Source organism: Pseudonocardia kujensis (assembly GCF_021283305.1).
Lineage (GTDB): Bacteria > Actinomycetota > Actinomycetes > Mycobacteriales > Pseudonocardiaceae > Pseudonocardia > Pseudonocardia kujensis.
Window position 1 is genome coordinate 24,002 of record NZ_JAJSOK010000023.1, and the last position, 24,078, is coordinate 48,079.

Below are 24,078 nucleotides of genomic sequence, written 5' to 3' on the forward strand. Positions count from 1 at the left end.
GTCGTCGCGTCCGACGTTCGACCCGCCGGTTTATACCGGAGCGTATGAGGGGTTGGGGGGCCAGGTCAACGCCGCGGACCTGACCAGAGGAGGCTCATCGCGGACGAGGGTCCGGCGCACGGCCTCACGTCAGGTGCCGGGCGAAGAACCGGTTCCCGGCGTCCGCCTCGAACTGCGGGACGCCGGTGTGCCCGCCCATGTTGGCGTGCAGCGTCTTCTCCTCGGCGCCGAAGGCGTCGAACAGGTCCAGGGCCCGCTGTCGGTCGTTCCCCTCGTCGTCCCACTGCAGCAGGACCAGCAGCGGGATGGTGACCTGCCGGGCCTCGTCGAACATCCTGCGGGGCACGAAACTGCCGGCGAACAGGACCGCGGCGGAGAGGCGCGGCTCGACCACCGCGAGCCGGGTACCGATCGCGATCACCCCTCCCGCGTAGCCGACCGGGCCGCCGATCTCGGGCAGCGCGAGGAGGGCGTCCAGGGCGGCCCGCCATTCCGGAACCGCCTCGTCGACCAGCGGGAGGACGAGCCGGTCGATGATGTCGTCGCCGACCGGCTCGCCGGCCTCCACCGCCCGGCGAAGGTCGGCCCGGGCCTCCTCGGCGGCGGCGGAACGGGGCCGGTCACCGCTCCCCGGGAGCTCGATCGTGGCCGCGGCGTAGCCCTCGGCCGCGGAGTGCCGGGCCCGGGCGACCAACCGGGGGTACATCCTGTGCAGTCCGCCGGGGTGACCGAGCAGGATCAGCGGGGCCGGTGCGGATGCGGGGCCGGGCGTCCACAGGATGCCGGGGATCTCGCCGAGGGTGAACCCGCGTTCGAGGACGCCGTCGTCGAAGCGCTGTTCGGAAACGAAACGCATGGTCGTACCTTCCAGGAGTGCTCGGGGCGGCGCTCCCGGACGACGACCTAGCGTCCGACCGTGCCCTCGGAGGGGAGCACCCCTGTCGCCACGTTCACGGGTCCCACCTCCTCGTCCTCTCGCACGGCTCGCGGAAACCTAGCAGTGCCGCCGTCGTCGCCCGAACGGTTTTCGGGGAGGATCCGGCTGTCCGTCCATCCCCCGATGACGGAGCGCCGGGAGGTGCGCGGGGGCGAAGAGATCGCCGGTGGCCGCGAGCTCGTCGGCGGTCCGGGCGCCTACGGCGTTGGCGGCGCCCCGGTCCACGTCGAACATCCTGTCCCACTCCGGGTCGGTGAGCTCGCCGACCGTGTGCACGACGTCCCCGAGCAGCCGCGCGCGCTCCACCTCTCCCCGATGCCGCCGGGCTCCGCCTGATCCCGTTGACGTCACCAGCGCCGCGACGGACCTCCGGGAGGAGCTGGCCCGGGCCGGCATCGACACCCTCGACGGGGCCGTCTTCACGATCGGCAGCTGGGGGCCACCCGGGCGGATCGGCCTGATCGATACGATCGAGGACACGTGGCAGCGCATGATCGACGCCAACCTCACGGCGCACTTCCACGCCCAATGCACGATCATCCCGCTGGTGGCCCGCACCGGAGCGCTGATCCACCTCAGCCGGGTTCAGCGGCGAGATCCCTTACCCGTTCGCCGCGCTCGCCGGTGCCACCAACGCCGCGAAGAAGTCGCTCGTCCGTTCGCTCACCGCCGAGCTCGGCAGCCGCGGCCCCCGGGGTCCACGAGCTGGTCATCGGCCCCATCCGGACCCGGCCCCGCGCGCCGCCAGGGCCCGCCGAGACCCCGCGTCGCTCTTCGACCGCCACCTTCGCGCTCCCTCCCGCCACCTCCTCGATCGCCTGCCGTGCGACGTCGGGGTCGGTCGGGGGCGCCGATCAGGCCGTCGGTTCCGGGTTGCGCTTGCGCCGGCGCTGCCGGGCCGAGCGCGGTGGGGCCGCCCGCATGTGCTCGCGCGCGGATTCGAGCACGGCGTGGAGGGTCTCGACCTGCTCGCGCGCCAGCGGTTGCAGCAGGAGGTCCCTGATGACCTGCACGTGCCCGGGCAAGACCTTGGCGACCCGCGCCCGGCCCGCGTCGGTGATGGTGACCGTGACGCCCCGTTCGTCGTCGGCGGCCGGAGCCCGCGTCACCAGCTGCGCCTTCTCCAACAACCCGGCCTGGTAGGTCAGCCCGCTGCGGCTGTAGACGACGCCGTCGGCCAGATCCGTCATCCGCTCGCTGCCGGTCGGCGAGTCCAGGCCCAGCCGGGCCAGCAGCTGGAACTGCACGTAGCTGAGATCGCCCTCCTCGCGCAGCTGCTGCTCGACGGTGTGGCGCAACAGATCGGCCACCTCGATCAGGGCGAAGTAGGCGCCCAGCTCGACCGCGTCCAGGGGCGAAGCAGCGTCTGACATGGCGGCATCGTACTTCGTCTTCGAATCACTTGCTTTGGATTTGAAGCACTGCTAGCGTCCTCCATGTGCTTCGGATTCGAAGTACATCGCAAGCCGAGAGAGGCATCGCCATGAAGGCTGTCGTGTTCCACGAGTACGGCGACCCGGACGTCCTGCGCTACGAGGACGTCGACACCCCTACGCCGGGCGCCGGACAGGTTCGGGTGCGGGTGGCGGCGACCACCTTCAACGGCGTCGACGCCAACATCCGGGCCGGCTTCATGCAGGAGCCCATGCCGCTGACGCTGCCGCACATCCCTGGCCTGGACGTGGCGGGCACCGTCGACGCGCTCGGCGACGACGTACGGGGCCTCGAAGTAGGGGACCAGGTCATCGGGTTCCTGCCCTTCGTCGCCGACGGCGCCTCCGCCGAGTACGTCATCGCGCCCGCCGACGGGTTGGCGCCGGCCCCCACGACGATCCCGCTCGGCGATGCCGCCGCGTTGCCGTTGGTGGGTCTCACCGCGTGGCAGGCCCTGTTCGAGCACGCCCGGTTGACCGCCGGGCAGCGGATCCTGATCGTCGGCGCCGGCGGGGCCGTGGGCGGCTATGCCGTGCAGCTGGCCAAGGCCGCCGGTGCCCACGTCAGCGCCACCGCCAGCCCCCGCAGCCGCGAGCAACTCACCGAGCAGGGCGCCGACGAGGTCATCGACCACACCACCACCGAGGTCGCCGACGCCGTCGACGAGCCGGTCGACGTGCTGCTCAACCTGGCCCCGATCACCCCCGAGCAGTTCGCCACGCTGGCCCGCCGGGTCCGCGACGGCGGCGTCGTGGTCAGCACCACGGTGTGGATGCCCGCACCCGCCGACGAGCAGCGGGGGGTGCGCGGGATCGACCTGTTCGTCCGCAGCGACGCCGCCCAGCTCGCCGAACTCGTCGCCCGGGTGGACCGCGGCGAGCTCACCGTCGACATCGCCGAACGCGTCGCGCTCGGCGACCTGCCGTCGATCCACCGCCGCGCCGCCGACGGCGACGTCGCGGGCAAGGTCGTCGTCCTCGCACCCACCGCCTGAGCCGGGCCGGCCGGCCCGGTTCGCACCACCCCACGCGCAGGAGACACGAGGCACATCATGTCCTTCACCTACGACCCCGAGTTCGCGGCCGCCATCGCCCCCTTGGGCGAGGCGATGGCCGCTGCCACCCCGCCCGCCGTCGGCGACGTCGAAGGCCGCCGCGTCAGGTGGGAGGCGATCATCGGCGCCGCGGACAAGGCCCAACCGGTGCCGGCCGACGTCACGGCCGTCGAGAAGTACGCGACCGCCGACGACGGAACGCGGATCACGATGCGCTGGTACGCCAAGGCGGGCGCGGCGCCGGGGCCTGCCGTGCTGTTCTTCCACGGCGGCGGCTACATCTTCGGCCACATCGACCACTTCGACGGGGCGGTCTCGCGCTACGTCTCGGCCAGCGGCGTGCCGTTCCTGTCGGTCGAGTACCGCCGCGCGCCGGAACACCCCTTCCCCACCCCGCTCGAGGACGGCTACGCCGCGCTGCGCTGGCTCCACGAGCACGCGAGCGAGCACGGCGTCGATCCCCGGCGGATCGCCGTGATGGGCGACAGCGCCGGTGCCGGCCTGACGGCCGGGCTGGCCATCCTCGCCCGCGACCGCGGCGGCCCCGCGATCGCCCGGCAGATCCTGATCATGCCCATGCTCGACGACCGCACCCGCACACCGGACCCGTACATCGCGCCGTTCGCGCTGTGGTCCTACGACGACAGCGACACCGCATGGCCCGCGCTGCTCGGCGCAGCCGACGGCGGGCCGGACGTGCCCGCCACAGCAGCCCCTGCTCGCCTGGAGGACGCGCGCGACCTACCGCCGGCCTACATCGAGATCGGCCAGATCGACGTCTTCCGCGACGAGGCCGCCGCCTACGCGATCAGGCTCAGCCGCGCGGGCGTGCCGACCGAGTTCCACCTGCACCCCGGGGTGCCTCACGAGTTCGACTCCATCGCCTTCGACTCGGGCGTCGGCCGCCGCGCGATCGCCGACCGCGTCCGCGTCCTGAAGTCCCTCTCGCTTCGCGCGGCGGCCGTCGGACACGACGGCGGCCGCCCCAGGCGCAAGCGCCTGTCCAGGCCAGGCTGGGCAGCTCGTCCGCCATCGCGCGGACGAGGACTCCTACTGCGGGTCGTCGCTCCTGAACCGGAACTCGCGGAGTCCGCCGGCGGTGACCAGCCGCCCGAAGGACAGGCCCGGGAGGTGCGCGGGGGCGAAGAGATCGCCGGTGGCCGCGAGCTCGTCGGCGATCGCGGCGCGTACGGCGTTGGCGGCCCTCCTGTCCACGTCGAACATCCCCTCCCACTCCGGGTCGGTGAGTTCGTTGACCGTGTGCACGACGTCCCCGAGCAGCAGCGCGCGCTCCCCCGCGTCGCTCAGCACAAAGACGGTGGAGCCTGGGGTGTGGCCCGGTGCGGGGCGGGCGCGCAGGCCCGGGAGCAGCTCGACCTCCTCGTCGAAGGTCTCCAGCTGGGCCTCGAGGGGTGCGAGGGCCTCCGACATCGTGTCCTCCGCGCCCGCGCCGTGCAGGAAGTAGGCCCAGTCCGCGGCGTGCACCCGGTACGTCGCGCGGGGGAAGGTCGGCCGGCCCTGTGTGGTGGCCCAGCCGACGTGGTCCACGTGCAGGTGCGTGAACACGACGTCCGTGACGTCCTCCGGCGCCACCCCCGCCCCGATCAGGTTCGCGGGCAGGTCACCGGTCGTGAAGGCCTCGTGGATGAAGCCGTTCCCCGCACCGAGGTCGACCAGGACCGTGCGGTCCCGGCTCCGGACGAGGAAGGCGCCGATGCCCATGTGGACCCTGCCCTCGGCGTCCAACGGCTGGTGCGGACAGTCCCAGGCCGAGCCCCGGACGTGCCGCACGGCCATGTCCAGCGGCAACCGCGCGTCGCCGTCGAGTACCGGAAGGACCTCGATCGACCCGATCTTCATGGCCGGACCACCACCTTCCCGACGGCTCCGCGTTCCACCGCATCGTGTGCCTCGGCCACCCGCTCCAGCGGATACGAGGTGATCGGCAGCGCCGTGAGCCCACCGGTCGCGAGGACCTCCGACGTCCACCGGACCGCCGCGGCCAGTTGCTCCGCGGGCACGGTGTAGAGCAGCGCGAACACCAGCACGGCGTTCGCGCTCATCAGCGCCCCGCCGGGCAGGGTGAGCGTCTCGTCGGCGGCGTAGGTCGCGATCGTGCCGCCGCGGGCGAGCACCCGCAGGTCCAGGTCGAGGTTCGCCATCGGGGCCACCTCGACGATCCGGTCGACGGGCCCCACCAGCTCGAGGATGCGGTCGGCGGCGTCCGCGGCGGTGTAGCGCACGACGTGCTCGGCGCCCGCCTGTTCGGCCAGGGCCTGCTTCTCGGGTGAGCTCACGGTCGCGACGACCCGTGCCCCGGCGGCACGCGCCAGCTCGATCGCGTAGTGCCCCACCGCCCCCGCTCCCCCGGCGACGAGCACGGTCCGCCCCTTCAGCCCCTCGGGCGCCCCGCCGAGGCAGTGCGCGGCGGTCAGCGCGGGCACGCCGAGGCAGGCCCCCAGGTCGTCGGAGGCGGTGTCCGGCAACGGAACGGCCTGCACCGCCGGCACGACGGCGTACTCGGCCGCGGTCCCGTACCGGTTGCGATAGGCCGCCAGGTACAGCCACACCCGCTGCCCGACGGTGAGCCCTACGACCCCTTTCCCGAGCGCGTCGACCACCCCGGCGCCGTCGTGGTGCGGCACCTGGAAGCCGTCCGGGCGGCGGGCGGTGAGCCCGGCACGCCCCTTCCAGTCCGTCGGGTTGACCCCCGAGGTGGCCATCCGGACGCGCACCTGCCCCGGGCCGGGCGCCGGCGCCTCCAGGTCGACGACCTCCAGCACCTCGGCCGCGGGGCCGGGCCGCTGGTAGAGGGCGGCCCTCACCGTTGCGCCCGCACGTGGCCGACGTAGTGGCGGACCGCCCGCTCGGGGTCGAAGCGGGGGCTCCACCCCAGGTCCTCCGCGATCCGCGTGTTGTCCAGGACCATGTAGGCGCTCTCCTTCGCGTCCATGGGGTTCAGTCCCGGGCCGACGTCCAGTTCGGCCGCGGGGAGGACCGTCCGGATGACGTCCGCGAACTCGGCCACCGACAGCGCACGGCCGCTGGACACGTTGTACGCCCGATGGCGCAGCGGTTCCGGGGCCGCCACCACCGTGGCGATCGCCTCGGCGACGTCCAGGACGTAGACGAGGTCGTCCCGCTCCTCCCCGCCGTGGGCGAGGGCGAACGGCAGGCCGCCGGCGGGCAGCTCGATCATCGCGCTGTAGGCCGACACCAGGCCGATGCCGACGTTCCCGCCGTGGCGCTGCAGCTTCCCCGGCCCGTAGATCGTGGAGAACCGCAGGCTGACGCACTCCAGGTCGGTGGTGCGGCCGTACCAGCCCAGGACGTCCTCGGCGGCGGTCTTGGTGATGTCGTACATCCCGCGGGGCAGCCGCTCCCCGTCCTCGGTGATCGGCTCGTAGGTCGGGAAGCCGCGCTTGCCCGTGGTCGGGCCGTAGACCGCCTTCGAGCTGGTGTTCACCACCCGTCGGACGCCCGCGGCGGCGGCCGACGCACACACCTGCGCAGTGCCGCCGATGTTCACGGCGATCGCCGTGTGCGGATCCTGCTCGGCGGCGACGAACGCCGCGAGGTGCACGACGCACTCGGAACCGCGCATCGCCCCGGTCAGCCGGTCCGCGTCCCGGATGTCGCTCACGACCAGCTCGATCCGGTCCGCGACGTCCTGCACCAGCGTCAGGTCCTCGCGGTTCTCGACGACCACCACCTCGTGCCCGCGGCCGAGGAGCTCCCGCACGACCCAGGCCCCGTTGACCCCGAGGCCGCCCGTCACCGTCACCCGCATCGGCTCACTCCTCCCGCGCCAGCCGCCGGAAGGACGGCACCATCGGCGCGTACGCCGACATCCCACCATCGACGACGAGCACGTGACCGTTGATGAACGCGGCGTCCGGCGAGGCGAGGAACAACGCGGCCAACGCGACGTCGTCGGGGCGGCCGAGACGCGGGGCGGCCATGTGCTCGGCGAGCACCTCGGTCTGCTCCGCGGTGTACATGCCCTCCGTGCCGGGCGAGACGATCGGGCCCGGTGCCACGACGTTGCACCGGATCCCCTGCCTGCCGTACTCGACGGCGATCGACCTCGACAGCCCGATCACCCCCGCCTTCGCCGTGGCGTAGGCCGGCCGCGACTCCAACGGGAGCCAGCCGACCAGGGACGACGCGTTGGTGATGCTCCCGCCGCCTCGCCGGAGCATGTGCGGCAGGGCGTACTTCGCGGTGAACACGCAACCCATCAGGTCCACGCCGAGCTGCCGCGCCCACGCCGAGGCGTCGGCGCCGGCCAGAGCGACGTCCTCGGCCACCACGCCCCGGTTCGAGGCGTAGTTCTGGAGGACGTCCACGCCGCCGAAGGTCCGCGCGGTGAAGTCGACGAGTGCCTCCACCTCCGCCTCGTCGGAGACGTCCGCGGCGTAGGGCTCGGCGACGCCCCCCTCGTCCCGGATCCGTTCGACCGTGGCCGCCGCACCCGCCTTGTCGAGGTCCGCGACGACGACGCGGGCCCCCTCTCGCGCGAAGACCTCGGCCGTGGCCGCCCCGATCCCCGAGCCGGCGCCCGTGACCAGCGCCGACCTTCCGGTCAGCCGCCCCGAGCTCATGACACCGAGCTCCGACGCACCGACACCGACGTGACGACCACGACGAGGGTGACCAGTCCGGCCGCCGTCATGTACCAGGCCGGGGAGAGCGTGTTCCCGGTCAGCTCGATCAGCAGCGTCGCGACGAACGGCGCCGTGCCCGCGAAGATCGCGGAGCCGAAGCCGTACCCGATCCCGAAGCCCGAGGCCCGCACCTTCGTGGGGAAGAGCTCCGCGAACAGCGCCGGGATCGCCCCGCCGAAGGCCGCCACCGGCACCCACAGGATCAGCTGGCCGAGCAGCGCGGACCCGAAGCCCGACAAGCTCATCACCAGCAGGCTCGGGTAGGGCAGGAGCACCGTCAGCACACAGGCGAAGATCAGGATCGTCCGTCGGCCGTACCGGTCCGACAGGTGACCGAACACGAGCACCATGACCACTCCGAACGTCGTGGCCAGGACGACGCTGGTCAACGCCTGCACCGCGGGCAGCCCCACGACGGTGCGGATGTAGGTGAGCACGAAGGCCTGCGCGGTGGCGGACGCGACGCTGAACCCGATGCAGATCCCGATCAGCGTCAGGAACGCGCGCCAGTGCTCGCGGAAGAGCGTTCGCAGGGGACTCTTCGCCCGCGCGTTCTCGGCCCTGACCGCCTCGAACTCCGGCGACTCGGCGATCCGGTAGCGCAGATAGAGCCCGATCACCAGCAGCGGGAAGCCGAGCAGGAACGGGATCCGCCAGCCCCAGCCGCTGAGCGCGTCCGCGGGCATCCCGATCGTGAGGAGCAGCACCACCAGGGCGCCGAGCACGCTGCCCGCCGTCGAGGAGAAGAAGGCGAAGGACCCGTAGAGGCCGCGGCGGTGCCGCGGCGCGTGCTCGACCAGGAAGCTGGCGGACGTCCCGAACTCGCCACCGACGGACAGCCCCTGCAACAGGCGCGCGATGCAGAGCAGCAGCGGCGCCACGACCCCGGCCTGGGCGTACGTGGGCATGACGCCGATCAGCACCGTGGTCACGCCCATGAGCAGGACGGAGATCGCCAGCGGGATCCGCCTGCCGAGCCGGTCCGCGAGCCTGCCGAACACGATGGCGCCCACCGGCCGCATCACGAACCCGACGGCGTAGAGGGCCAGGGTGGAGAGGATCGCCGCCAGCTGGTCCCCCGAGGGGAAGAACAGCTGCGAGATGACCGGCGTGAGCGAGGCGAAGATCGCGAAGTCGTAGAACTCGAGGGCGTTGCCGGTGCCCGCGGCGACGACGGACCGGCGGGAGAGCCCTGCGGGGGCCGGCGCGGGGGGCGAGCTCACCGCGTCGGGCGGGGATGACTGAGACATCGTTGTCCTTAGCTCATCGGGGGCGGATCAGACGGCGACGGGATCGGTCACACGGTCGAGCCGGGGGGCGACGTCCTCGGCGAAGATCCGGAGACCGCGCACGGTCTCCTCGTGGGTCAGGTGCCCGGCCTGTCCCATGAGCAGCAGGTTGCCGAAGCCGCCCACGTGCTCGTGGAAGCGTTCGAGCTGCCCGGCGACCGTCGCGGGGCTGCCGGCGAACACGATGCCCTTCTCGATCAGTTCGTCGAGCGACATCGTCGACAGGTCCTTCGACACCCGGCCACCCTGGCCGGGCAGCAGGGCGGGGTCGCCGATCGCGCTGCGGGCCCGCAGCCCCGCGGCCCTGGCCTGGTACGGGATGTACCCGGGCGGGTAGAGGAACTCGGTCGCCACCTTGTTGGAGTGGATGTACCAGAGGAGTTTGCGAGCCCCCTCCAGCCCTTCCTCGTCCGTCCGTCCGGTGTAGACCAGTGCCGCGTAGCCGAACTTCTCGTCCCCGGCGGCCGGCCTGCCCGTCTCGGCGAGGCGGTCCCGGTACTCCTGGAAGACGCGGCGGGTCCCGTCGAGGCCGGTCAGGAACGTGCCGATCGTGTAGCCGTTGTCGGCCACCCGCGCGGCGCTGCCGGGGCTGACCGCCGTGACCCAGACCGGCGGGGTGGGCTGCTGATAGGGCCGCGGCCAGATGTTGACCTGGCGGTGGTGGAAGTACTCACCCTCCCAGTTGAAGGGGCCGTCGTGGGTGGACCAGGCACGGGTGATGAGGTCGATCGCCTCCCACATGCGCTCGGTCATCCCGATGGGCTTGGTGTTGGTGGCGGCGATCTCGTAGGGCACGCCCTTCACGAAGCCGACCTCGAGCCTGCCGTGGCTGAGCAGGTCGACCAGCGCCATCTCCTCGGCGATGCGGACGGGGTCCTTGCGGTTCGCCACGGGGTTGCCCAACAGCAGGATCCGGGCCTTCGAGGTCACCCGGGCCAGCACCCCGGCGACGACCGGCGCGACCGAGTTCATGCAGGTCGCGGTGGAGTGGTGTTCGTTGACCATCACGTTGAGGCCGCACTCGTCCGCGACCTGCCACTCGCGGATGTAGCGGTCCCACAGAGCCGCGGCGTGCGCGGGGTCGATCAGGCCGTTGGGCAGGGTGACCCGGATCGAGGAGTACTCGCCCGGCTCGGGGAGATCGGGGTAGGCGGTCTCGCTGAAGTGCCAGTGCTGCACGGGGTTCCCTCCTCGGGATCAGACGGCGGACTTGGCGACGAGCCGGGCGAGGTCCTCCGGACGCTCCACCTGCGGACGGTGCCCGGCGCCGTCGACGAGCTCGAACCGGGCACCCGGGATCCGCTCGGCCAGGCCGCGGCCGTGGTCCGGCGCGACGATGCCGTCGCGGTCGCCCCAGACGACCGTGGTCGGTACCGAGATGCGCCAGGTCCAGTCGGGCAGCCGCGGATTGTGCAGGAAGGGCTCCCACCCGTAGGTCACGAGCGCCTCCTCGTTGCGCGCCACCTCGAGCACCGCCTCGACCGGAGCTGCGCCGAGGTCGCCGAGCGCGTGCCGCGGGTCCGCGTAGGTCAGCCGGTCCAGCTCCTCGTGCGGCGTGGCGAAGAGGTCGACGACGTCGCGGTCCAGCCGGCCGCCGAGCTTGACCCCGAGCGCGTCGACCAGCACGAGCCGGCCGATCCGCGCGCAGCTGCGGACCGCCATCTCCAGCGCGACCCACCCGCCGAACTGCAGCCCGACGACCGTGACGTCGGTGCACCCGGACCGGTCGAGCCACTCCAGGTAGAGGTAGGCGAGATCGTCGACCGACCGGCACCAGTCCGGCCGGGGCGAGCGGCCGAAGCCGGGGTGCGAGGGCGCCACGACGGTGAACTCCTCGGCCAACGCGTCGAGGAACGAGGCGTCCTCGTCGGCGCGCTCGGCGCCGGGGAGCACGAGGGCCACCCGCTCGCCCGTCCCGCTGCGACGGGTGTCGAGGGGGACTCCGGGGAGGAACTCGACGCCGACGCCGGCGTCGACCAGGTCAAGTGTCTGCACAGGTGCCTCCAACTCGGGCCGGGGCCCGGTGAGTGTCGGTGTCGCCAAGTCTGGCCGCGCGCGGCGGCCGTGACTGTGACCTGGATCCGGCGGTCTATCCCCTGCTCGGGGTGGCGGTTCCGGTCGCGCTGCGGCCGCCGTCGACCACGTACTGGGCACCGGTCGTGTTGGAGGCCAGGTCCGAGCAGAGGAAGAGGACGACGTTGGCGACCTCGTCCGGCGTGCTGTAGCGGCCGGTGGGCTGCGCGGCCCGGTTCCGCGCGGTGAGCCCTGCGGGGTCGTCCGGTGCGATCTGCTCCTCGAGGCGGCACATCGCGTCGGTGTCGACCGGGCCGGGGCACACGGCGTTGACCCGGATCCCCTGCCGCGCGACCTCGCCTGCCGCCGTCTTCGTCAGCCCGATCACGGCGTGCTTCGACGCGACGTACGCCGACGCACCGGGGGTGGCGATGAGGCCCGCCACCGAGGCCGTGTTCACCACCGCGCCGCAGCCCTGGGAGATCATCACGGGCAGGACGTACCGCAGGCCCAGGAACACACCGGTGACGTTCACCGCCAGCACCGCGGCGAAATCCGCCTCGTCGTACTCGGCGACCGGCGCCACCGTGCCGCCGATCCCGGCGTTGTTGAAGAAGCAGTCGATCCGGCCGAACTCCTCGACCGCCGTCCGCACGTAGGCCTGCACCTGGGCGGAGTCGCCGACGTCCGCGCGCACCGCGAGCGCCTTGGCCCCCGCCTCCAGCACGGTCTCGGCCGTCGCCTCGGCCGCCGCCGCGTCCCGGTCGACCACGACCACCGCGGCACCGTGGCGCGCGAACGCCACGCAGGCCGCCCGCCCGATGCCGCTGCCGCCGCCGGTGACCAGCGCGACCTTGCCGGTGAAGTCCATCGTTCTCTCCTTCAGTAGTGGACGGCGCCGCGGTTCCCTCCCGCGACGACGACGGCGTCCCCGGTCACCCCGGCCGCTCTCGGGGAGCAGAGGAAGACGACGACCGCCGCGACCTCCTCCGGGGTGACGAGCCGACGCAGGCTGGTGCCGGCGGCGAGGTCCGCCCGCACCTCCTCGGCGGTGTGCCCCGTGGCCGCGGTGCGGGCGGCGACCAGCGCGTGGACGCGCTCGGTCTCGACGAGGCCGGGGTGCACCACGGTGACCCCGACGCCCGCCGGACCGAGCTCGTCGGCCAGGTTGGCGGTCAGCGCGGCCACGGCGACGTTGCGGACGGTGCCGGGGATCGAGCCGGTGCGCCGGGCGTTGAGGCCGGAGACATTGACGATCCGGCCGCGGCCCTGCGCGGTCATGTGGGGCGCCACCGCCCGCGCGCAGCGCAGGTATCCCAGGACCTTGGTGTCGAGATCGCGGCGGACCTCGTCGTCGGTCAGGTCGGCCAGGGCGGGCGGCGCGGCGGTGGAGGGCTCGGCGGCGGCGTTGACCAGGACGTCGACCCCGCCCCAGGTCGCCACGACCTCGTCCACCATGGACCGTACGGCGGTGTCGTCGGTGGTGTCGGTGGGGATCGCGAGCACCGAGCCGGACAGGCCGTCGGCCGCGGCGCGGAGCCTGCGGGGGTCCCGGGCGGCGAGGGCCACCCGTGCCCCTTCCTCGACCAGCCCGCGCGCCACGGCCAGGCCCAAGCCGCTCGATCCGCCCGTCACGATGACGCGGGCGCCGCGGAGATGCAGGTCCACGGGCCTACGCCCCGGCCCGCAGCGCCGCCGCCGTCGCGACGACGGCCGCGCGGGGCGCGTCCCGCAGCCCGGCCAGGATCCGCTCGACGGCCCCCGTGACGTCGTCGGCACAGCGGTCCGCCAGCCCGTGGCGCACAGCCTCCTCCCCGCTCCAGGTCTCCCCGCCGTAGAGCAGCAGGGCGGCCACCCCGGGCCCCACCACCTGCACGAGCCGTTGCACGTGGACGGGCTCGTAGACGATCCCGTGGCGCAGCGACGGGATGCCGAACCGCGATCGCGGTGTGCAGATTCGCAGGTCACACGCCAGGGCGAGGCTGGCGCCCGCGCCGAAGCAGGGGCCGTCGATCTCGGCGACCGTCGGCGGAGCGAGGTCGCGCAGCCGCAGCACCGTGGCCTCGGCCAGTTCCTGGACGCCGCCGACGTACTCGGGGTCCGGGATCCGCAGCTCGCCCAGGTCCGCGCCCGCCGAGAAGCTCCCCGCGGCGCCCCGCAGCACGACGGCGACGACGTCCCTGGTCTCGAGCGAGTCGAGGTGCCCGCGCAGTGTCACCCACATCTCCGCGGTCAGGGCGTTCCGTTTGGCGGGTCGGTCGAGCGTCAGCCGAGCCACTCCGTCGGTGATCTCGAACCCGATCACACGCCCACCACGTGGTCCCGGCACAGGGCCTCGATGTCCCCGGCTCCGTACCCGATCTCCTGCAGCAGGGCCGCAGTGTCCTCCCCGACGGCCGGGGCCCTCCGATGGGCGCGCGGGGCGCCGTCGGCGACGAGCGGGGTGTTCACGATGCGCCGCTGGCCGAACCGCGCGACGTCGCTGGGGAACATCTCCCGCGCGGCGTACTGGGCGTCCGCGAGCATCCCGGGGACGTCGTTGACCGGTCCGCAGGGGACTCCCGCCTCGCGCAGCCGCTCGATCCACAGGTCGCGGGGTGCGGTGCCGAACCGCTCCTGCAGGAGGTCGGCGAGCTCCGCGCGATGGAGGAACCGGGCGTACTCGCCCTCGAACCGCGAGTCGCCGGAGAGGTCGATCCCGAGTACGCCGCACAGGTCCTTCCAGGACCGTTCGGTCGCGCCGATCACGAGCGTCTCGCCGTCCTCGCAGGTGAAGGCCTCGTAGGGCGCGGTGAGGCGGTGCGCGGTCCCGAGCGGACCGGGTGCGGTGCCGCTCCCGACGAAGTCGGCGACCTCCCACACGGACCACCCGGCGATGGTGTCCGCGAGCGAGACGTCGATGTGTGCCCCGCCGTGCCCGGCGCGGGCGCGCAGCAGCGCCGCGAGCACCCCGATCGCACCCCACATCCCGGTCCCGAGGTCGCCGATCGGATAGCCGGCCTTGGCGAGCTCGCCGCTCGTGCTCCCGGTGACGCTCAGCAGACCCCCGTAGGCCTGTGCGACCAGGTCGATGCCCTTGGCGTCCCGCATCGGCCCGAACTGGCCGAACCCGGAGATCGAGCAGTAGACGAGATCCGGGCAGTCGTCCTTGAGGTCCTCGTAGGACAGGTTCTGGCGGGCGAGGGCACCGACCCGGAAGTTCTCGACCAGGACGTCCGAGCGCGCGGCGAGGGCTCTCACGACGTCGCGTCCCCGCTCGGACTTGATGTCCACGGCGAGGCTGCGCTTGTTGCGGTGGATCAGGTCGAAGGGCAGCGGGGTCTGCTCCACCCCCACGAGACGTCGGCGGAGCGAGTCCCCCTCGACCGGCTCGACCTTGATCACCTCGGCGCCCAGGTCCGAGAGGATCGTCGTGCAGTAGGGGCCGGCGAGAGCACCGGTGACGTCCAGCACCCGGACCCCGCTCAGGAAGTCCCCCATCTACCGTTCTCCCAGCATGGTGCGCAGCACGGTGATCTCCTCTGTGCGTTGACGGTCGCTCACCGCGGCATCCGGGACCGCGAGCGAGCCGTGGTAGGTCCCCGGGAACAGGTGCAGTTCGACGGGGATCCCGGCCACCAGGAGGGCCCGGGCGAAGTCGATCGCCTCGTCCCGCAGCGGGTCGAACTCCGCCACCGAGACGCAGGTGCGGGGCAGTCCGGTGAGGTCGGCCGCCCGCGCGGGGGCGGCGTACGGCGACACCGCCGCACTGCCCGGCGTCACCGACCCGAGGTAGGCGGACCAGCAGATCTCCAGGTCGCGGCGGGTGAGCGCGGGGGTGTCGGTGAAGCGGCGGCTGCTGTCCGTCGTGAGCCGGTCGTCGATGACGGGAGAGACGAGGAACTGGCCGCGGACCGGCGGCCCGCCGCGGTCGCGGGCCAGCAGCACAGCGCCGGCCGCCAGCGCGCCACCGGCGCTCACGCCGTGCAGGACGATCGCGCCACCGAGGTGCCGGTGAACCCAGGCGAGGCCCGCGAAGACGTCCTCGACCGGCGTCGGGAAAGGGCATTCGGGGGCCAGCCGGTAGTCGACGGAGACCACCATCGCCCCCACCTCCCGTGCGATCTCCGCGTTCCGGAGATGGCCGGAGTCGAGGTCGCCGAGGATGAACCCGCCGCCGTGCACGTGGTAGATCACGCCCTCGCGCGCGCGGCGGTCCGGCCGGTACACCCGCAGCCGGACGGCGTGACCGTCGGAGCTCGGGACGGTGTGCTCGACGACCGTCACGCCCTCGGGCACCCCGGGATCGTGGCTCGCGGTGATCCGCCGCGCCTCCGCGACGTTCGTCCGGTCGATGCGGGGCAGCGCGGCGGCGGCCGCCCGCAACTCGTGGTCCAGCGCGTACGAGCTCACCCCGGCCCCCCGTCCCGCGTCCAGCCCCCCAGCGGGCTCGACGCCAGCGACCGCAGCAGGCCCGGGTCCTCGATCCAGATCTGCCGCCGCGAGCGGCGGATCGCCCCGGTGTCCCCCAGCTTCTTCAGCGCCCGGGCCACGACCTCCCGCACCGAGCCGATCGCGTTGGCCAGCTCGGTCTGGTCCGTCTGCACGAGCAGGCCCTCGGCGGTCGGGTTCGCCATCTCCAGGAGGTGCCTGCTCACCCGCTGCTGCACGGACCCGAACAGGTTGTCCTCGTAGTAGGCCACCGTCTCGTAGGTGGACTCGGCCAGGTAGACGGCCACCTGGTAGCTCAGCTCCGGGTGCTTGTGCATGAGGCGCCGGAAGGTGGCCGGGTTCAGCACCGACACCTCGCTCGTCGTGACCGCGTGCAACGACGCCGGCGCACCGTCGGTGAGCATGGCGGGCACGGCGGTGATCTGCCCGACGGTCATGTACCGGGTGGTGACCTCGCGCCCGTCCCAGGACGTGATGGCCGCCCGGATCCGGCCACTGTGGATCAGCGCCACGCGGTAGTCCTCGTTCGCCCTGCAGACGACCGCTCCGGCGGGATAGCACACGACCCGGCTGTCGCCGAGCAGCGCGTCCCTGATCTCGGTGTCCTGACCGGCCAGGAAGCTCTTCGACCACGCCTCCAGCGCCCGCGGGTTCATCGCACACCTCGCCTCGTCCCCAGGGATCCTCCCGACGAGGACGCCGCTACCCAGCAAGAGACTCGGTCCCCTCGAGGTCGAATTGCAAGACGGCCCTGGACCGCGGGTCCCGTTCCGGCCAGGCGCCCGCCTGCACAAGGCCCTGGAACCAGCGGACGAGGTCGGTGAAGCGCCGCGGGTCCTCCAGGTTCGGCACGTGCCCGCTGTTCGGGAGCACGGCCAGCCCGCAGGCGGGAACGGTCCGCTTGAGCAGCAGGCCCGTCGAGAGGCAGGCCTCGTCCTCGTCCCCGACCACGACGAGCAGCGGCACCGGGAGCCGGGCGAGGTCGTCGACGAGGTCGTGCAGGGAGGGCCGCCGGCCCTGGACCTCGACGATCGTGTTCGCCAGTCCCTCGACGGAGTGCTCGGCGAACTGCGCGACCATCTCGTCCCACGCCGCCGGGTCGGCCGCTCTGAGCTGCACGCGGCTGGGCCCCTCGGCCATCCGCCGCCCCACGAAGTCCGCCCCGCGAGCGCGCAGTTCGGCGGCCACGATCTCGGTCTCGGCCAGGTACGCCGGGCGCGTCGCCGGGTCGGAGCCCGACCCGACGCTCGCGGCGAGGATCGAGCGCACCCGGTCCCGGTGGCGCAGCCCCAGCTGCAGGGCCGTGTAGCCGCCCATCGACAGCCCCACAACGTGGGCGCTCTCCAGCCCGAGCGCGTCGAGCACGGCCACGACGTCGTCGACGGCGCGCTCCCAGGAGTACGCCGCCGGATCGGCGGGCACCTCCGAGGGCAGGTAGCCGCGCGCCGCGATGGTCACGCAACGGTGGTCGGCCGCAAGGTCCGCGACCTGCCCGGCCCAGCTGCGCTGGTCCCCCGCGTACTCGTGGAGGAACACGACCGGGGCGCCCCGCCCGGTCTCGGCCACCGCCAGCCGCACACCGTCAGTGGTGACGACCGTCCGCCGCTGCTCTGCTGCATCCACGTCGATGCCCCTTCCTGGTCGACACCCATGCTCGCCGGGTCCCGCGGCCGGGTCTGTGACCCGAGTGCGGTCAGAAGGCCGCTGCTGCGGGGATGACCCGTTCGCCGAACAGCTCCAGGGGCGCGATCCCGGTCGCCCCCGCGACACGGGTGTGCGCGTGCGCGAAGCCCAGTCCCGCAAGCCGTTCCAGCTCCGTGAGCAGCGCGTCGACGTGCTCGCCGCCCGGTCCGGGATCCATCGGCAGGACGACGGTCTTCTCGATCTCGTCGTAGTCCCGCCCCACGGCCGCGCAGTGCTCGCGGAGCACGTCCAGCTTCCGCCCGAGTTCCGGCGAGGCGAACAGGTTGCAGGCGTCCGCATACTGCGCGACGAGGCGCAGCGTCCGCCGCTCACCCCCGCCCGCCACCAGGATCGGGGGGCGACGGAGGGGTTGCGGCACGTTGAGCGTCCGCTCGAGGGTGTAGTGCCGACCCGAGTAGGGCTTGTCCTCGTCCGACCACATCTGCAGGCAGATCTGCAGCGTCTCCTCCAGCCGGTCGAACCGCTCGGCCGTCGGTGGGAAGGGCAGGCCCAACCCGCGCGCCTCCTCGGCGTACCAGCCCGCGCCGACGCCCAGCCAGGCCCGCCCGCCGCTCAGCACGTCCAACGTCGTCACGCACTTGGCGAGCAGCGCGGGCTGGCGGAACATCACCGCGCTGACCCAGGTCAGCAGCTCCACCCGGGACGTGCAGGCCGCGAGGTAACCCAACGTCGTGTACGCCTCGAGCATCTCGCTCTCCGCGGACCCGTTCGCCGGGATCTGCCAGAGGTGGTCCGCCACCGCGAGCCGCGCGAACCCTGCGTCCTCGGCGGCCACGGCCACCCTCCGCAGGTCCGCCGCGAGCGCGGGCGGACCGCCGGGAACGGTGAAGTCCGAGACCTGCAGACCGATCTTCATGGGCGACGCTGCCTCCCCTTCGGCGACTGACCGAACGCATCCTCCCTGCTCGAGGCCGCAGAGAATGTGACCTGGATCCGGAGACTCACCACGACCGGGTGCGCGTGCAGGGGAGGGTTCGCCCGCTCGCAGGCAGCCCGACGCTCACGGCTGCGCAGCGTGAACGGTGCCTCCTACCAGAGACAACGCTGAGGTGATACCGCTCTCCCGCCTCCGCAACTCGCACCACGCGCAGGGTTTCGCACCACGAGTGGCTCCACGCCGGTCAGAGGCCCGCTGGTGCTCGTCTCCTTCACACCTGAACCTGAGGTCGTGGTCGGCCAGGGCCCACACGCCCGCGCCCCGTCCTTCCGGGGTCGTGGGAGAGACCGGCGAGCGCGCTCATCACGGAGGCGCCGGGATTGCCTTCGTCGCCCACGTCGGCCGTCCCGACACGGTCCGCGATCCTCCTGCCGATCTCGGCGGTGCTCACTCCCATTCCTGGACCCGCGAGGGTCGGCAGCTCGGCGAGGACGGACGCGACGGCTGCTTCGAGCGCGAGTGCTGCCTCCGACTCGCCCAGGGTGGACAGACACATCGCCGCCGACAGGACCGCCGCTGCCGGGTTCGCCCATCCCCTACCGGCGATGTCCGGTGCAGACCCGTGGACCGGCTCGAACATGCTCGGGGCGCTCCCGGACGGGTTGTGGTTGGCACTCGCCGCGACGCCCAGGCCACCCTGGAGGACGGCCCCGAGGTCGCTGATGATGTCGCCGAAGAGGTTGTCGGTGACGACGACGTCGAAACGTCCGGGGTCCAGCAGAAGGTGCTGGCACATGGCGTCGGCATGGACGTAGTCGTGGGCCACGCGGGGGTGGCGGACGCCGACCTCCTCCACGATGTCGTTCCAGATCCGCCCGGCGTGGGTGAGGACGTTCTTCTTGTGGCAGAGCGTGAGCCGTCCTCGGCGGGCCGCTGCGAGGCGGAAGGCGAACTCCACGGCCTCCGTGGTCGCGGCCGCGGTCGTGACCGAGTTCTGGGTCGCGACGGCCTCGGCGGTGCCCGCGTGCATCGTCGTGCCACCGCCGGTGTACGGGCCCTCGGTGTTCTCCCTGATGATCACGACGTCGCAGTTCTCGGGTCGCACACCGGTCACCGGACTCTGCACCCCCGGGTACAGCCGGACCGGACGGATGTTGACCGACTGGCGGAACGCGACGCGCAGCGCCACGACGAGGCCGTGCTCGAGGATGCCCGGAGTCACTCGCGGATCTCCGACCGCCCCGAGCAGGATCGCATCGTGCCGGCGGAGCCGGGCGATGGTCTCCTCGTCGAGCACGACACCGGTCTCGAGGTATTTCTCGGCACCCAGTTCGTACTCCGTGGTGCTGATGGAGAACCCGAAGCGGCGTTCAGCGGCGCGTACACCGTCCAACGCTGCGGCGACGACATCGGGTCCGATGCCGTCGCCGCCGATGACGGCGAGACTGTGAACACGCATGAACGTCCCTTCCTCGGTTCTCTCTGCGGCGCCGCGATCGCCTACCCAGCGACCGGCTCGTAGGTGTAGAAGCCACGTCCGCTCTTTCGACCGAGGAGGCCGGCCTCGACCATCCGGGCGAGCAGCGGCGGCGGGGCGTACAGCGGCTCCTTGAACTCCGCGTAGAGCGAGTCGGCGATGGCCTCGGTGGTGTCGAGCCCGATCAGATCCGCCAGCCGGAGCGGGCCCTGCGGATGCGCGCATCCGCGCACGAGGCCCTCGTCGATGTCCTCTGCGCTGGCGAAACCGGACTCCAACATGCGGATCGCCGAGAGGACGAACGGGACGATCAAGGCGTTGACCACGAATCCCGCGCGGTCCTGGCAGTCGATCGCCTTCTTCCCGAGGGTGTCCTCGACGAAGCCCCGGGCGAGTGCCACGGTGTCGGTCGAGGTCAGCAGGCTGGGCACGAGCTCGACGAGCGAGAGGACCGGGACCGGGTTGAAGAAGTGCACCCCGAGGACCTGCTCCGGCCGTCGGGTCGCCACCGCGAGCTTCATGATGGGGATCGACGAGGTGTTGGACGCGAGCACCGCCGTGTCGCTCTTCACGATCCTGTCCAGGTCGCCGAACAGGCGGACCTTGGCCTTCTCCGACTCCGCGATGGCCTCGACGACGAGGGTGCGGTCGGCGAGGGCCTCGAGGTCGGTGCTGACGGTGATTCGGTCCAGCACCTCGTCGGCGGAGCCGATCCTTCCCCGTTTCTCGGCCCGGCGGAGCGAGGACTCGATGCGTCCCAGCCCGGCGCGGGCGCGATCGTCGTCGGACTCCACGACGGTGACCGGACACTCGGCCCGGGCGGCGACTTCGGCGATGCCGGCCCCCATGAGACCGCAGCCGACCACTCCGACATCGTGCATGGATCGTCTCCTCTGGCGTGGTCGGTCAGCCGGCGACGGCTCTGGCCTTGACCAGTTCGGCGGTCCGGTTCACCAGTTCGGCGGTCCGGGTGACGGTCTCGGCATGCCGCAGGTGAGCGGCATCGACGAGCATCCCGTCGACACTCGTCGCGCCCCGGCCGGTTGCCTCCGCCTCGCGGTAGGCGGCCACGACGCGGCGGGCGTGCTCGATCTCGTCCTGGGTGGGGGCGAAGGCGGTGTTCGCGAGCGCGACCTGGCTGGGGTGGATCGCCCACTTCCCGACGTAGCCCATCGCCGCGGCGCGCTCCGAGGCGATCCGGTAGGCCTCGGGGTCACGGAAGTTCGGGAAGGGCGCGTCGATGGCGTCGACGCCGGCCGATCGGGCCGCGACGACGACCCGGGCGCGGGCGTAGTGCCACATGTCCCCGGGGTAGTCGACGACCGGGTCGAAGTTGGTGTCGACTCGAGCGCCCTGCGACGCGGAGAAGTCGCCTGCACCGAAGATGATCGCCTCGAGCCGGTCGCTGGCGCGGGCGATCTCGCCGACGTTCTCCAGACCCTCGGTCTCCTCGATCAGCACCTCGAGGGCGATGCGCTTGGTCAGGCCGAGGGTCTCCTCCAGCTGCGTGAGCAGGGTGTCGACCCACCAGACGTCACGCGCGCGGCGCACCTTCGGCACGATGATCACGTCGAGGGCCTCGCGGGCCTCGGTCACGGTCTCGATGACGTCGCCGTACGCCCAGCGGGTGTCGATCGCGTTCATACGGATCGCGCGCAGCGTGCGGCCCCAGTCGAGCTCACGGAGGGCCTTGGCCGCCTTGCCGCGGGCGGCCTCCCGCTCCGCCGGGGCACAGGCGTCCTCGAGATCGAGGAAGACGAGGTCGGCGTCGGAGGCGGCGGCCTTGGCGAACATCCACTCGTTGCTGGCGGGTGTCGCCAGCTCGGAACGGCGCGGGCGGGCAGGGCGGGCCGATCGGTCCGGCCGGGCAGGTCGTGCCACGTCAGATCACTCCGTCTTCGCGCAGGGACTTCAGGTCGGTGTCGGTGAGCTCGAGGAGGTCGGCCAGGACCTCGTCGGTGTGCTCGCCGAGCGAGGGGCCGAGGTGGTCGACCCGACCGGGGGTCGCGGTGAGCATCGGCACCGGCCCCTGCACGGTCATGTGGCCGAGCTCGGGATCGGGGATGCGGCGGTACACGTTGCGGGCCTTGAGCTGCGGGTCGTCGAGCAGTTGCTCGGCGTCGTAGACGGGAGCAGCGGCGACCTGCGCCTCCTCGAACACCGCCATCGCCTCGTCGAGGGTGTGCTCGGCGACCCAGTCGGCGATCACCTTGTCGATCTCGGCCGCGTTCTTGAGCCGCTGCTGCGCCTCGGCGAAGCGCGGGTCCGTGGTCAGGTCGGCCCGCCCGACGGCGCGCAGCGCACGCATGGCGATCGACGGCGCGCTGCCGGACATGGCCAGCCAGCGGTCGTCCTTGGTGCGGTAGGTGTTGCGGGGGGCCGAGATGTCCCAGCGGTTGCCGCTGCGCATGGGGACGACGCCGAGCTGGTCGTAGGTCAGCACCGGCTGTTCGAGGAGCCGGGCGAGGGGCTCGATGAGGTTGACGTCGATCAGCTGTCCGGCGCCCCCGTGCACGTCCCGGTGGTAGAGGGCGGCGAGGACGGCGTAGGTCGCGTTGAGCGCGGCGACACCGTCCCCGAGCATGAACGACGGGAGCGTCGGCGGGCCGTCGGGGTGTCCGGTCATGTGGGCGAACCCACTCATCGCCTCACCCAGCGTCCCGAAGCCCGGGTAGTCGGACTTCGGGCCGCCTGCGCCGAAGCCGGTGATGTGGACCATCACCAGGCTCGGGTTCTCCGCGGCCATCGCCTCGTAGTCGATGCCCCACCGCGTCATCGTGGACGGACGCAGGTTCATGATCAGGACATCGGCGCCGCGGGCCAGCCCGCGCAGGATGTCGCGGCCGCGCTCCTCCCGGAGGTTGAGCGTCACCGACTTCTTGTTGCGGCCCAGGCTCTTCCACATCAGACCGACGCCGTCCTTCTGGGCGCCCCACTGGCGGACGGCGTCCCCGCCCGCCGGCTGCTCGATCTTGATCACCTCGGCGCCGAGCTCGCCGAGCCAGGTGGCCACCAGCGGGCCCGCGGCCAGCGAGGCGGCGTCGATGACTCGGAGGCCGGCCAGGGACCGGGGGGTGGCAGCAGTGCTCATGTCCGTTCTCCTCTTCGGTCAGGCCGGCAGCAGTCGGGACTCGCGCTGGCGCACGAGCGCGGTCACGACCTCGTTGAAGGGCGCCCGCAGACCGGCGCGGGCGGCCTGCTCGGGGACCGCCCCGTTGATGACGTCGATCTCGCTGAGCCGCCCGGCGAGGACGTCGAGCAGCATCGACGGACGGGCGTGCGGGATGGTGGATCCGAACCTCCGCACGTAGTCGACCGGGTCCTCGATGGCGAGGGGGACACCCAGGGCCCGCCCGACCTCCCACGCCTCGGTGGCGCAGCCGGACGCGATGCGCCAGGCGTGGGGATCCTCGATCACCTCGCCGATCGTCAGACCGGTGACCGCGCACGTTCCGGAGTAGCACACGTTGCAGAGGAACTTCTCCCACACCATGAGCTCGATGTCGTCGTAGGTGGACACCCGGAATCCGGCGTCGGACCAGACCGAGGCGACGGCCTCGAGTTCGGGGGTCACCGGGCCGTCGAGCTGACCCATGTGGAGCATCTCCCAGCCCTCGTGCCGCACATGGCCCGGCTCGGGGATGGACGCGCCGAAGCCGCCCACGATGCCGACCGCCACACCTCGGCCGTCGCCGAGGGCCCCGGCGATCCGCTCCGCGCTGCCCAGCCCGTTCTGGATCGTCAGCACGACGGTGTCGGCACCGACGAGCGGCTTGGCCGCCGTCGCGGCCTCGACGACGTCGCGGGCCTTCGTGGCGATGACGACGAGATCGCACTGCCCGGCCTCCGCCGCGTCCGTGGTCGCGTGCGGGTGCGTGACGCGGTCGCCGCTCGCTCCCTCGACGCGCAGGCCGTTGCGACGGATGGCGTCGATGTGGTCGGCCCAGGTGTCGACGGCCCAGACCTCGTTCCCGGCCGAGGCGAGGAGCCCGGCGTACACCGAACCCATCGCTCCCGTGCCGACGATGGCGATCTTGCTCACGTGGTCGGTTCCTCTCGTGGAGTTCCCTGCATCGGATGGGGGACCGGGCGAGGGCTGTCGGAGACGACACGGGGTCCGCGGCCGTGCCGGCTCCACCTGGCGACGCCGGGGGCGAGGAGATCGCCGCCCGCTCCGGCCCCATCGGGCTCGGAT

General features: G+C 72.5%; 25 protein-coding genes and 1 pseudogene. 3 read left to right on the forward strand and 23 right to left on the reverse strand.

Going from position 1 to position 24,078, the window contains the following annotated elements; genetic code table 11:
- Positions 1-124 precede the first annotated feature (124 nt).
- Positions 125-856, reverse strand: a complete 732-nt coding sequence (locus LWC35_RS17735; protein ID WP_232871259.1) for a dienelactone hydrolase family protein — start codon at positions 854-856, stop codon at positions 125-127.
- Between the two features lie 204 nt (positions 857-1,060).
- Between LWC35_RS17735 and LWC35_RS17740 the strand changes: the two genes are divergently transcribed.
- Complete coding sequence (locus LWC35_RS17740) at positions 1,061-1,273, forward strand: hypothetical protein (RefSeq protein ID WP_232871260.1); 213 nt, start codon at positions 1,061-1,063, stop codon at positions 1,271-1,273.
- Between the two features lie 518 nt (positions 1,274-1,791).
- On the opposite strand, the gene LWC35_RS17745 is transcribed toward LWC35_RS17740, so the two are convergent.
- A complete protein-coding gene (locus tag LWC35_RS17745) occupies positions 1,792-2,310 on the reverse strand; it encodes a MarR family winged helix-turn-helix transcriptional regulator (protein WP_232871261.1) in 519 nt (172 codons plus the stop codon).
- 110 nt (positions 2,311-2,420) lie between these two features.
- Between LWC35_RS17745 and LWC35_RS17750 the strand changes: the two genes are divergently transcribed.
- A complete protein-coding gene (locus tag LWC35_RS17750; protein ID WP_232871262.1) occupies positions 2,421-3,365 on the forward strand; it encodes an NADP-dependent oxidoreductase in 945 nt (314 codons plus the stop codon).
- Between the two features lie 68 nt (positions 3,366-3,433).
- Here LWC35_RS17750 and LWC35_RS17755 read toward each other — a convergent pair whose 3' ends face one another.
- Positions 3,434-3,634 carry a hypothetical protein gene (locus tag LWC35_RS17755; protein WP_232871263.1) on the reverse strand — a complete coding sequence of 67 codons (201 nt, stop codon included), beginning with the start codon at positions 3,632-3,634 and terminating at the stop codon, positions 3,434-3,436.
- Between the two features lies 1 nt (position 3,635).
- On the opposite strand from LWC35_RS17755, the pseudogene LWC35_RS17760 reads away from it, so the two are divergent.
- A pseudogene (locus LWC35_RS17760) lies at positions 3,636-4,286 on the forward strand (alpha/beta hydrolase); the annotation flags it as partial.
- A 189-nt stretch (positions 4,287-4,475) separates the two neighbouring features.
- Here LWC35_RS17760 and LWC35_RS17765 read toward each other — a convergent pair.
- The 20 genes from LWC35_RS17765 to LWC35_RS17860 all read right to left on the reverse strand — a co-directional run bounded on the left by LWC35_RS17765 (position 4,476) and on the right by LWC35_RS17860 (position 23,925).
- Positions 4,476-5,285, reverse strand: a complete 810-nt coding sequence (locus tag LWC35_RS17765) for an MBL fold metallo-hydrolase (RefSeq protein WP_232871264.1) — start codon at positions 5,283-5,285, stop codon at positions 4,476-4,478.
- Positions 5,282-6,250, reverse strand: coding sequence for an NADPH:quinone reductase (locus LWC35_RS17770; RefSeq protein ID WP_232871265.1), 969 nt, complete (start codon positions 6,248-6,250; stop codon positions 5,282-5,284). The genes LWC35_RS17765 and LWC35_RS17770 overlap by 4 nt, the downstream gene beginning before the upstream one ends.
- Complete coding sequence (locus tag LWC35_RS17775) at positions 6,247-7,215, reverse strand: NAD-dependent epimerase/dehydratase family protein (RefSeq protein WP_232871266.1); 969 nt, start codon at positions 7,213-7,215, stop codon at positions 6,247-6,249. Before LWC35_RS17775 ends, LWC35_RS17770 begins: the two co-directional genes overlap by 4 nt.
- A gap of 4 nt (positions 7,216-7,219) precedes the next feature.
- The gene (locus LWC35_RS17780) at positions 7,220-8,029 is read right to left on the reverse strand and encodes an SDR family NAD(P)-dependent oxidoreductase (protein ID WP_232871267.1); all 810 of its coding nucleotides are present in this window, start codon (positions 8,027-8,029) and stop codon (positions 7,220-7,222) included.
- Positions 8,026-9,342 (reverse strand): MFS transporter, encoded by a 1,317-nt coding sequence (locus tag LWC35_RS17785; RefSeq protein ID WP_232871268.1) that lies wholly within the window; start codon positions 9,340-9,342, stop codon positions 8,026-8,028. The genes LWC35_RS17780 and LWC35_RS17785 overlap by 4 nt, the downstream gene beginning before the upstream one ends.
- Positions 9,343-9,369: 27 nt before the next feature.
- A complete protein-coding gene (locus LWC35_RS17790; protein WP_232871269.1) occupies positions 9,370-10,560 on the reverse strand; it encodes an LLM class flavin-dependent oxidoreductase in 1,191 nt (396 codons plus the stop codon).
- 18 nt (positions 10,561-10,578) lie between these two features.
- Entirely contained in the window at positions 10,579-11,376 is a 798-nt protein-coding gene (locus LWC35_RS17795; protein WP_232871270.1) for an alpha/beta fold hydrolase, read from the reverse strand.
- Positions 11,377-11,470: 94 nt separating this feature from the next.
- Positions 11,471-12,265 (reverse strand): SDR family NAD(P)-dependent oxidoreductase, encoded by a 795-nt coding sequence (locus tag LWC35_RS17800; RefSeq protein WP_232871271.1) that lies wholly within the window; start codon positions 12,263-12,265, stop codon positions 11,471-11,473.
- 11 nt (positions 12,266-12,276) lie between these two features.
- Complete coding sequence (locus LWC35_RS17805) at positions 12,277-13,062, reverse strand: SDR family NAD(P)-dependent oxidoreductase (RefSeq protein ID WP_232871272.1); 786 nt, start codon at positions 13,060-13,062, stop codon at positions 12,277-12,279.
- A 4-nt stretch (positions 13,063-13,066) separates the two neighbouring features.
- Complete coding sequence (locus tag LWC35_RS17810) at positions 13,067-13,699, reverse strand: enoyl-CoA hydratase/isomerase family protein (RefSeq protein WP_232871273.1); 633 nt, start codon at positions 13,697-13,699, stop codon at positions 13,067-13,069.
- Positions 13,696-14,874, reverse strand: a complete 1,179-nt coding sequence (locus tag LWC35_RS17815; protein WP_232871274.1) for a CaiB/BaiF CoA transferase family protein — start codon at positions 14,872-14,874, stop codon at positions 13,696-13,698. The genes LWC35_RS17810 and LWC35_RS17815 overlap by 4 nt, the downstream gene beginning before the upstream one ends.
- Positions 14,875-15,786: an alpha/beta hydrolase gene (locus LWC35_RS17820; protein WP_232871275.1), complete on the reverse strand. Its 912-nt coding sequence runs from the start codon at positions 15,784-15,786 to the stop codon at positions 14,875-14,877.
- Entirely contained in the window at positions 15,783-16,481 is a 699-nt protein-coding gene (locus LWC35_RS17825) for a Crp/Fnr family transcriptional regulator (protein ID WP_232871276.1), read from the reverse strand. The genes LWC35_RS17820 and LWC35_RS17825 overlap by 4 nt, the downstream gene beginning before the upstream one ends.
- A gap of 46 nt (positions 16,482-16,527) precedes the next feature.
- Positions 16,528-17,448 carry an alpha/beta fold hydrolase gene (locus LWC35_RS17830; protein ID WP_232871277.1) on the reverse strand — a complete coding sequence of 307 codons (921 nt, stop codon included), beginning with the start codon at positions 17,446-17,448 and terminating at the stop codon, positions 16,528-16,530.
- A 70-nt stretch (positions 17,449-17,518) separates the two neighbouring features.
- Complete coding sequence (locus LWC35_RS17835) at positions 17,519-18,385, reverse strand: LLM class F420-dependent oxidoreductase (RefSeq protein ID WP_232871278.1); 867 nt, start codon at positions 18,383-18,385, stop codon at positions 17,519-17,521.
- Positions 18,386-18,677: 292 nt separating this feature from the next.
- On the reverse strand, positions 18,678-19,865 hold the full coding sequence (locus LWC35_RS17840; protein WP_232871279.1) for a 3-isopropylmalate dehydrogenase: 1,188 nt from the start codon (positions 19,863-19,865) through the stop codon (positions 18,678-18,680).
- A 41-nt stretch (positions 19,866-19,906) separates the two neighbouring features.
- Positions 19,907-20,764, reverse strand: a complete 858-nt coding sequence (locus LWC35_RS17845; RefSeq protein WP_232871280.1) for a 3-hydroxybutyryl-CoA dehydrogenase — start codon at positions 20,762-20,764, stop codon at positions 19,907-19,909.
- A 25-nt stretch (positions 20,765-20,789) separates the two neighbouring features.
- Positions 20,790-21,764, reverse strand: coding sequence for an HpcH/HpaI aldolase/citrate lyase family protein (locus LWC35_RS17850; RefSeq protein ID WP_308194576.1), 975 nt, complete (start codon positions 21,762-21,764; stop codon positions 20,790-20,792).
- 1 nt (position 21,765) lies between these two features.
- Positions 21,766-22,974: a CaiB/BaiF CoA transferase family protein gene (locus LWC35_RS17855; RefSeq protein ID WP_232871282.1), complete on the reverse strand. Its 1,209-nt coding sequence runs from the start codon at positions 22,972-22,974 to the stop codon at positions 21,766-21,768.
- Between the two features lie 18 nt (positions 22,975-22,992).
- Positions 22,993-23,925 carry a ketopantoate reductase family protein gene (locus LWC35_RS17860; RefSeq protein WP_232871283.1) on the reverse strand — a complete coding sequence of 311 codons (933 nt, stop codon included), beginning with the start codon at positions 23,923-23,925 and terminating at the stop codon, positions 22,993-22,995.
- Positions 23,926-24,078 lie beyond the last annotated feature (153 nt).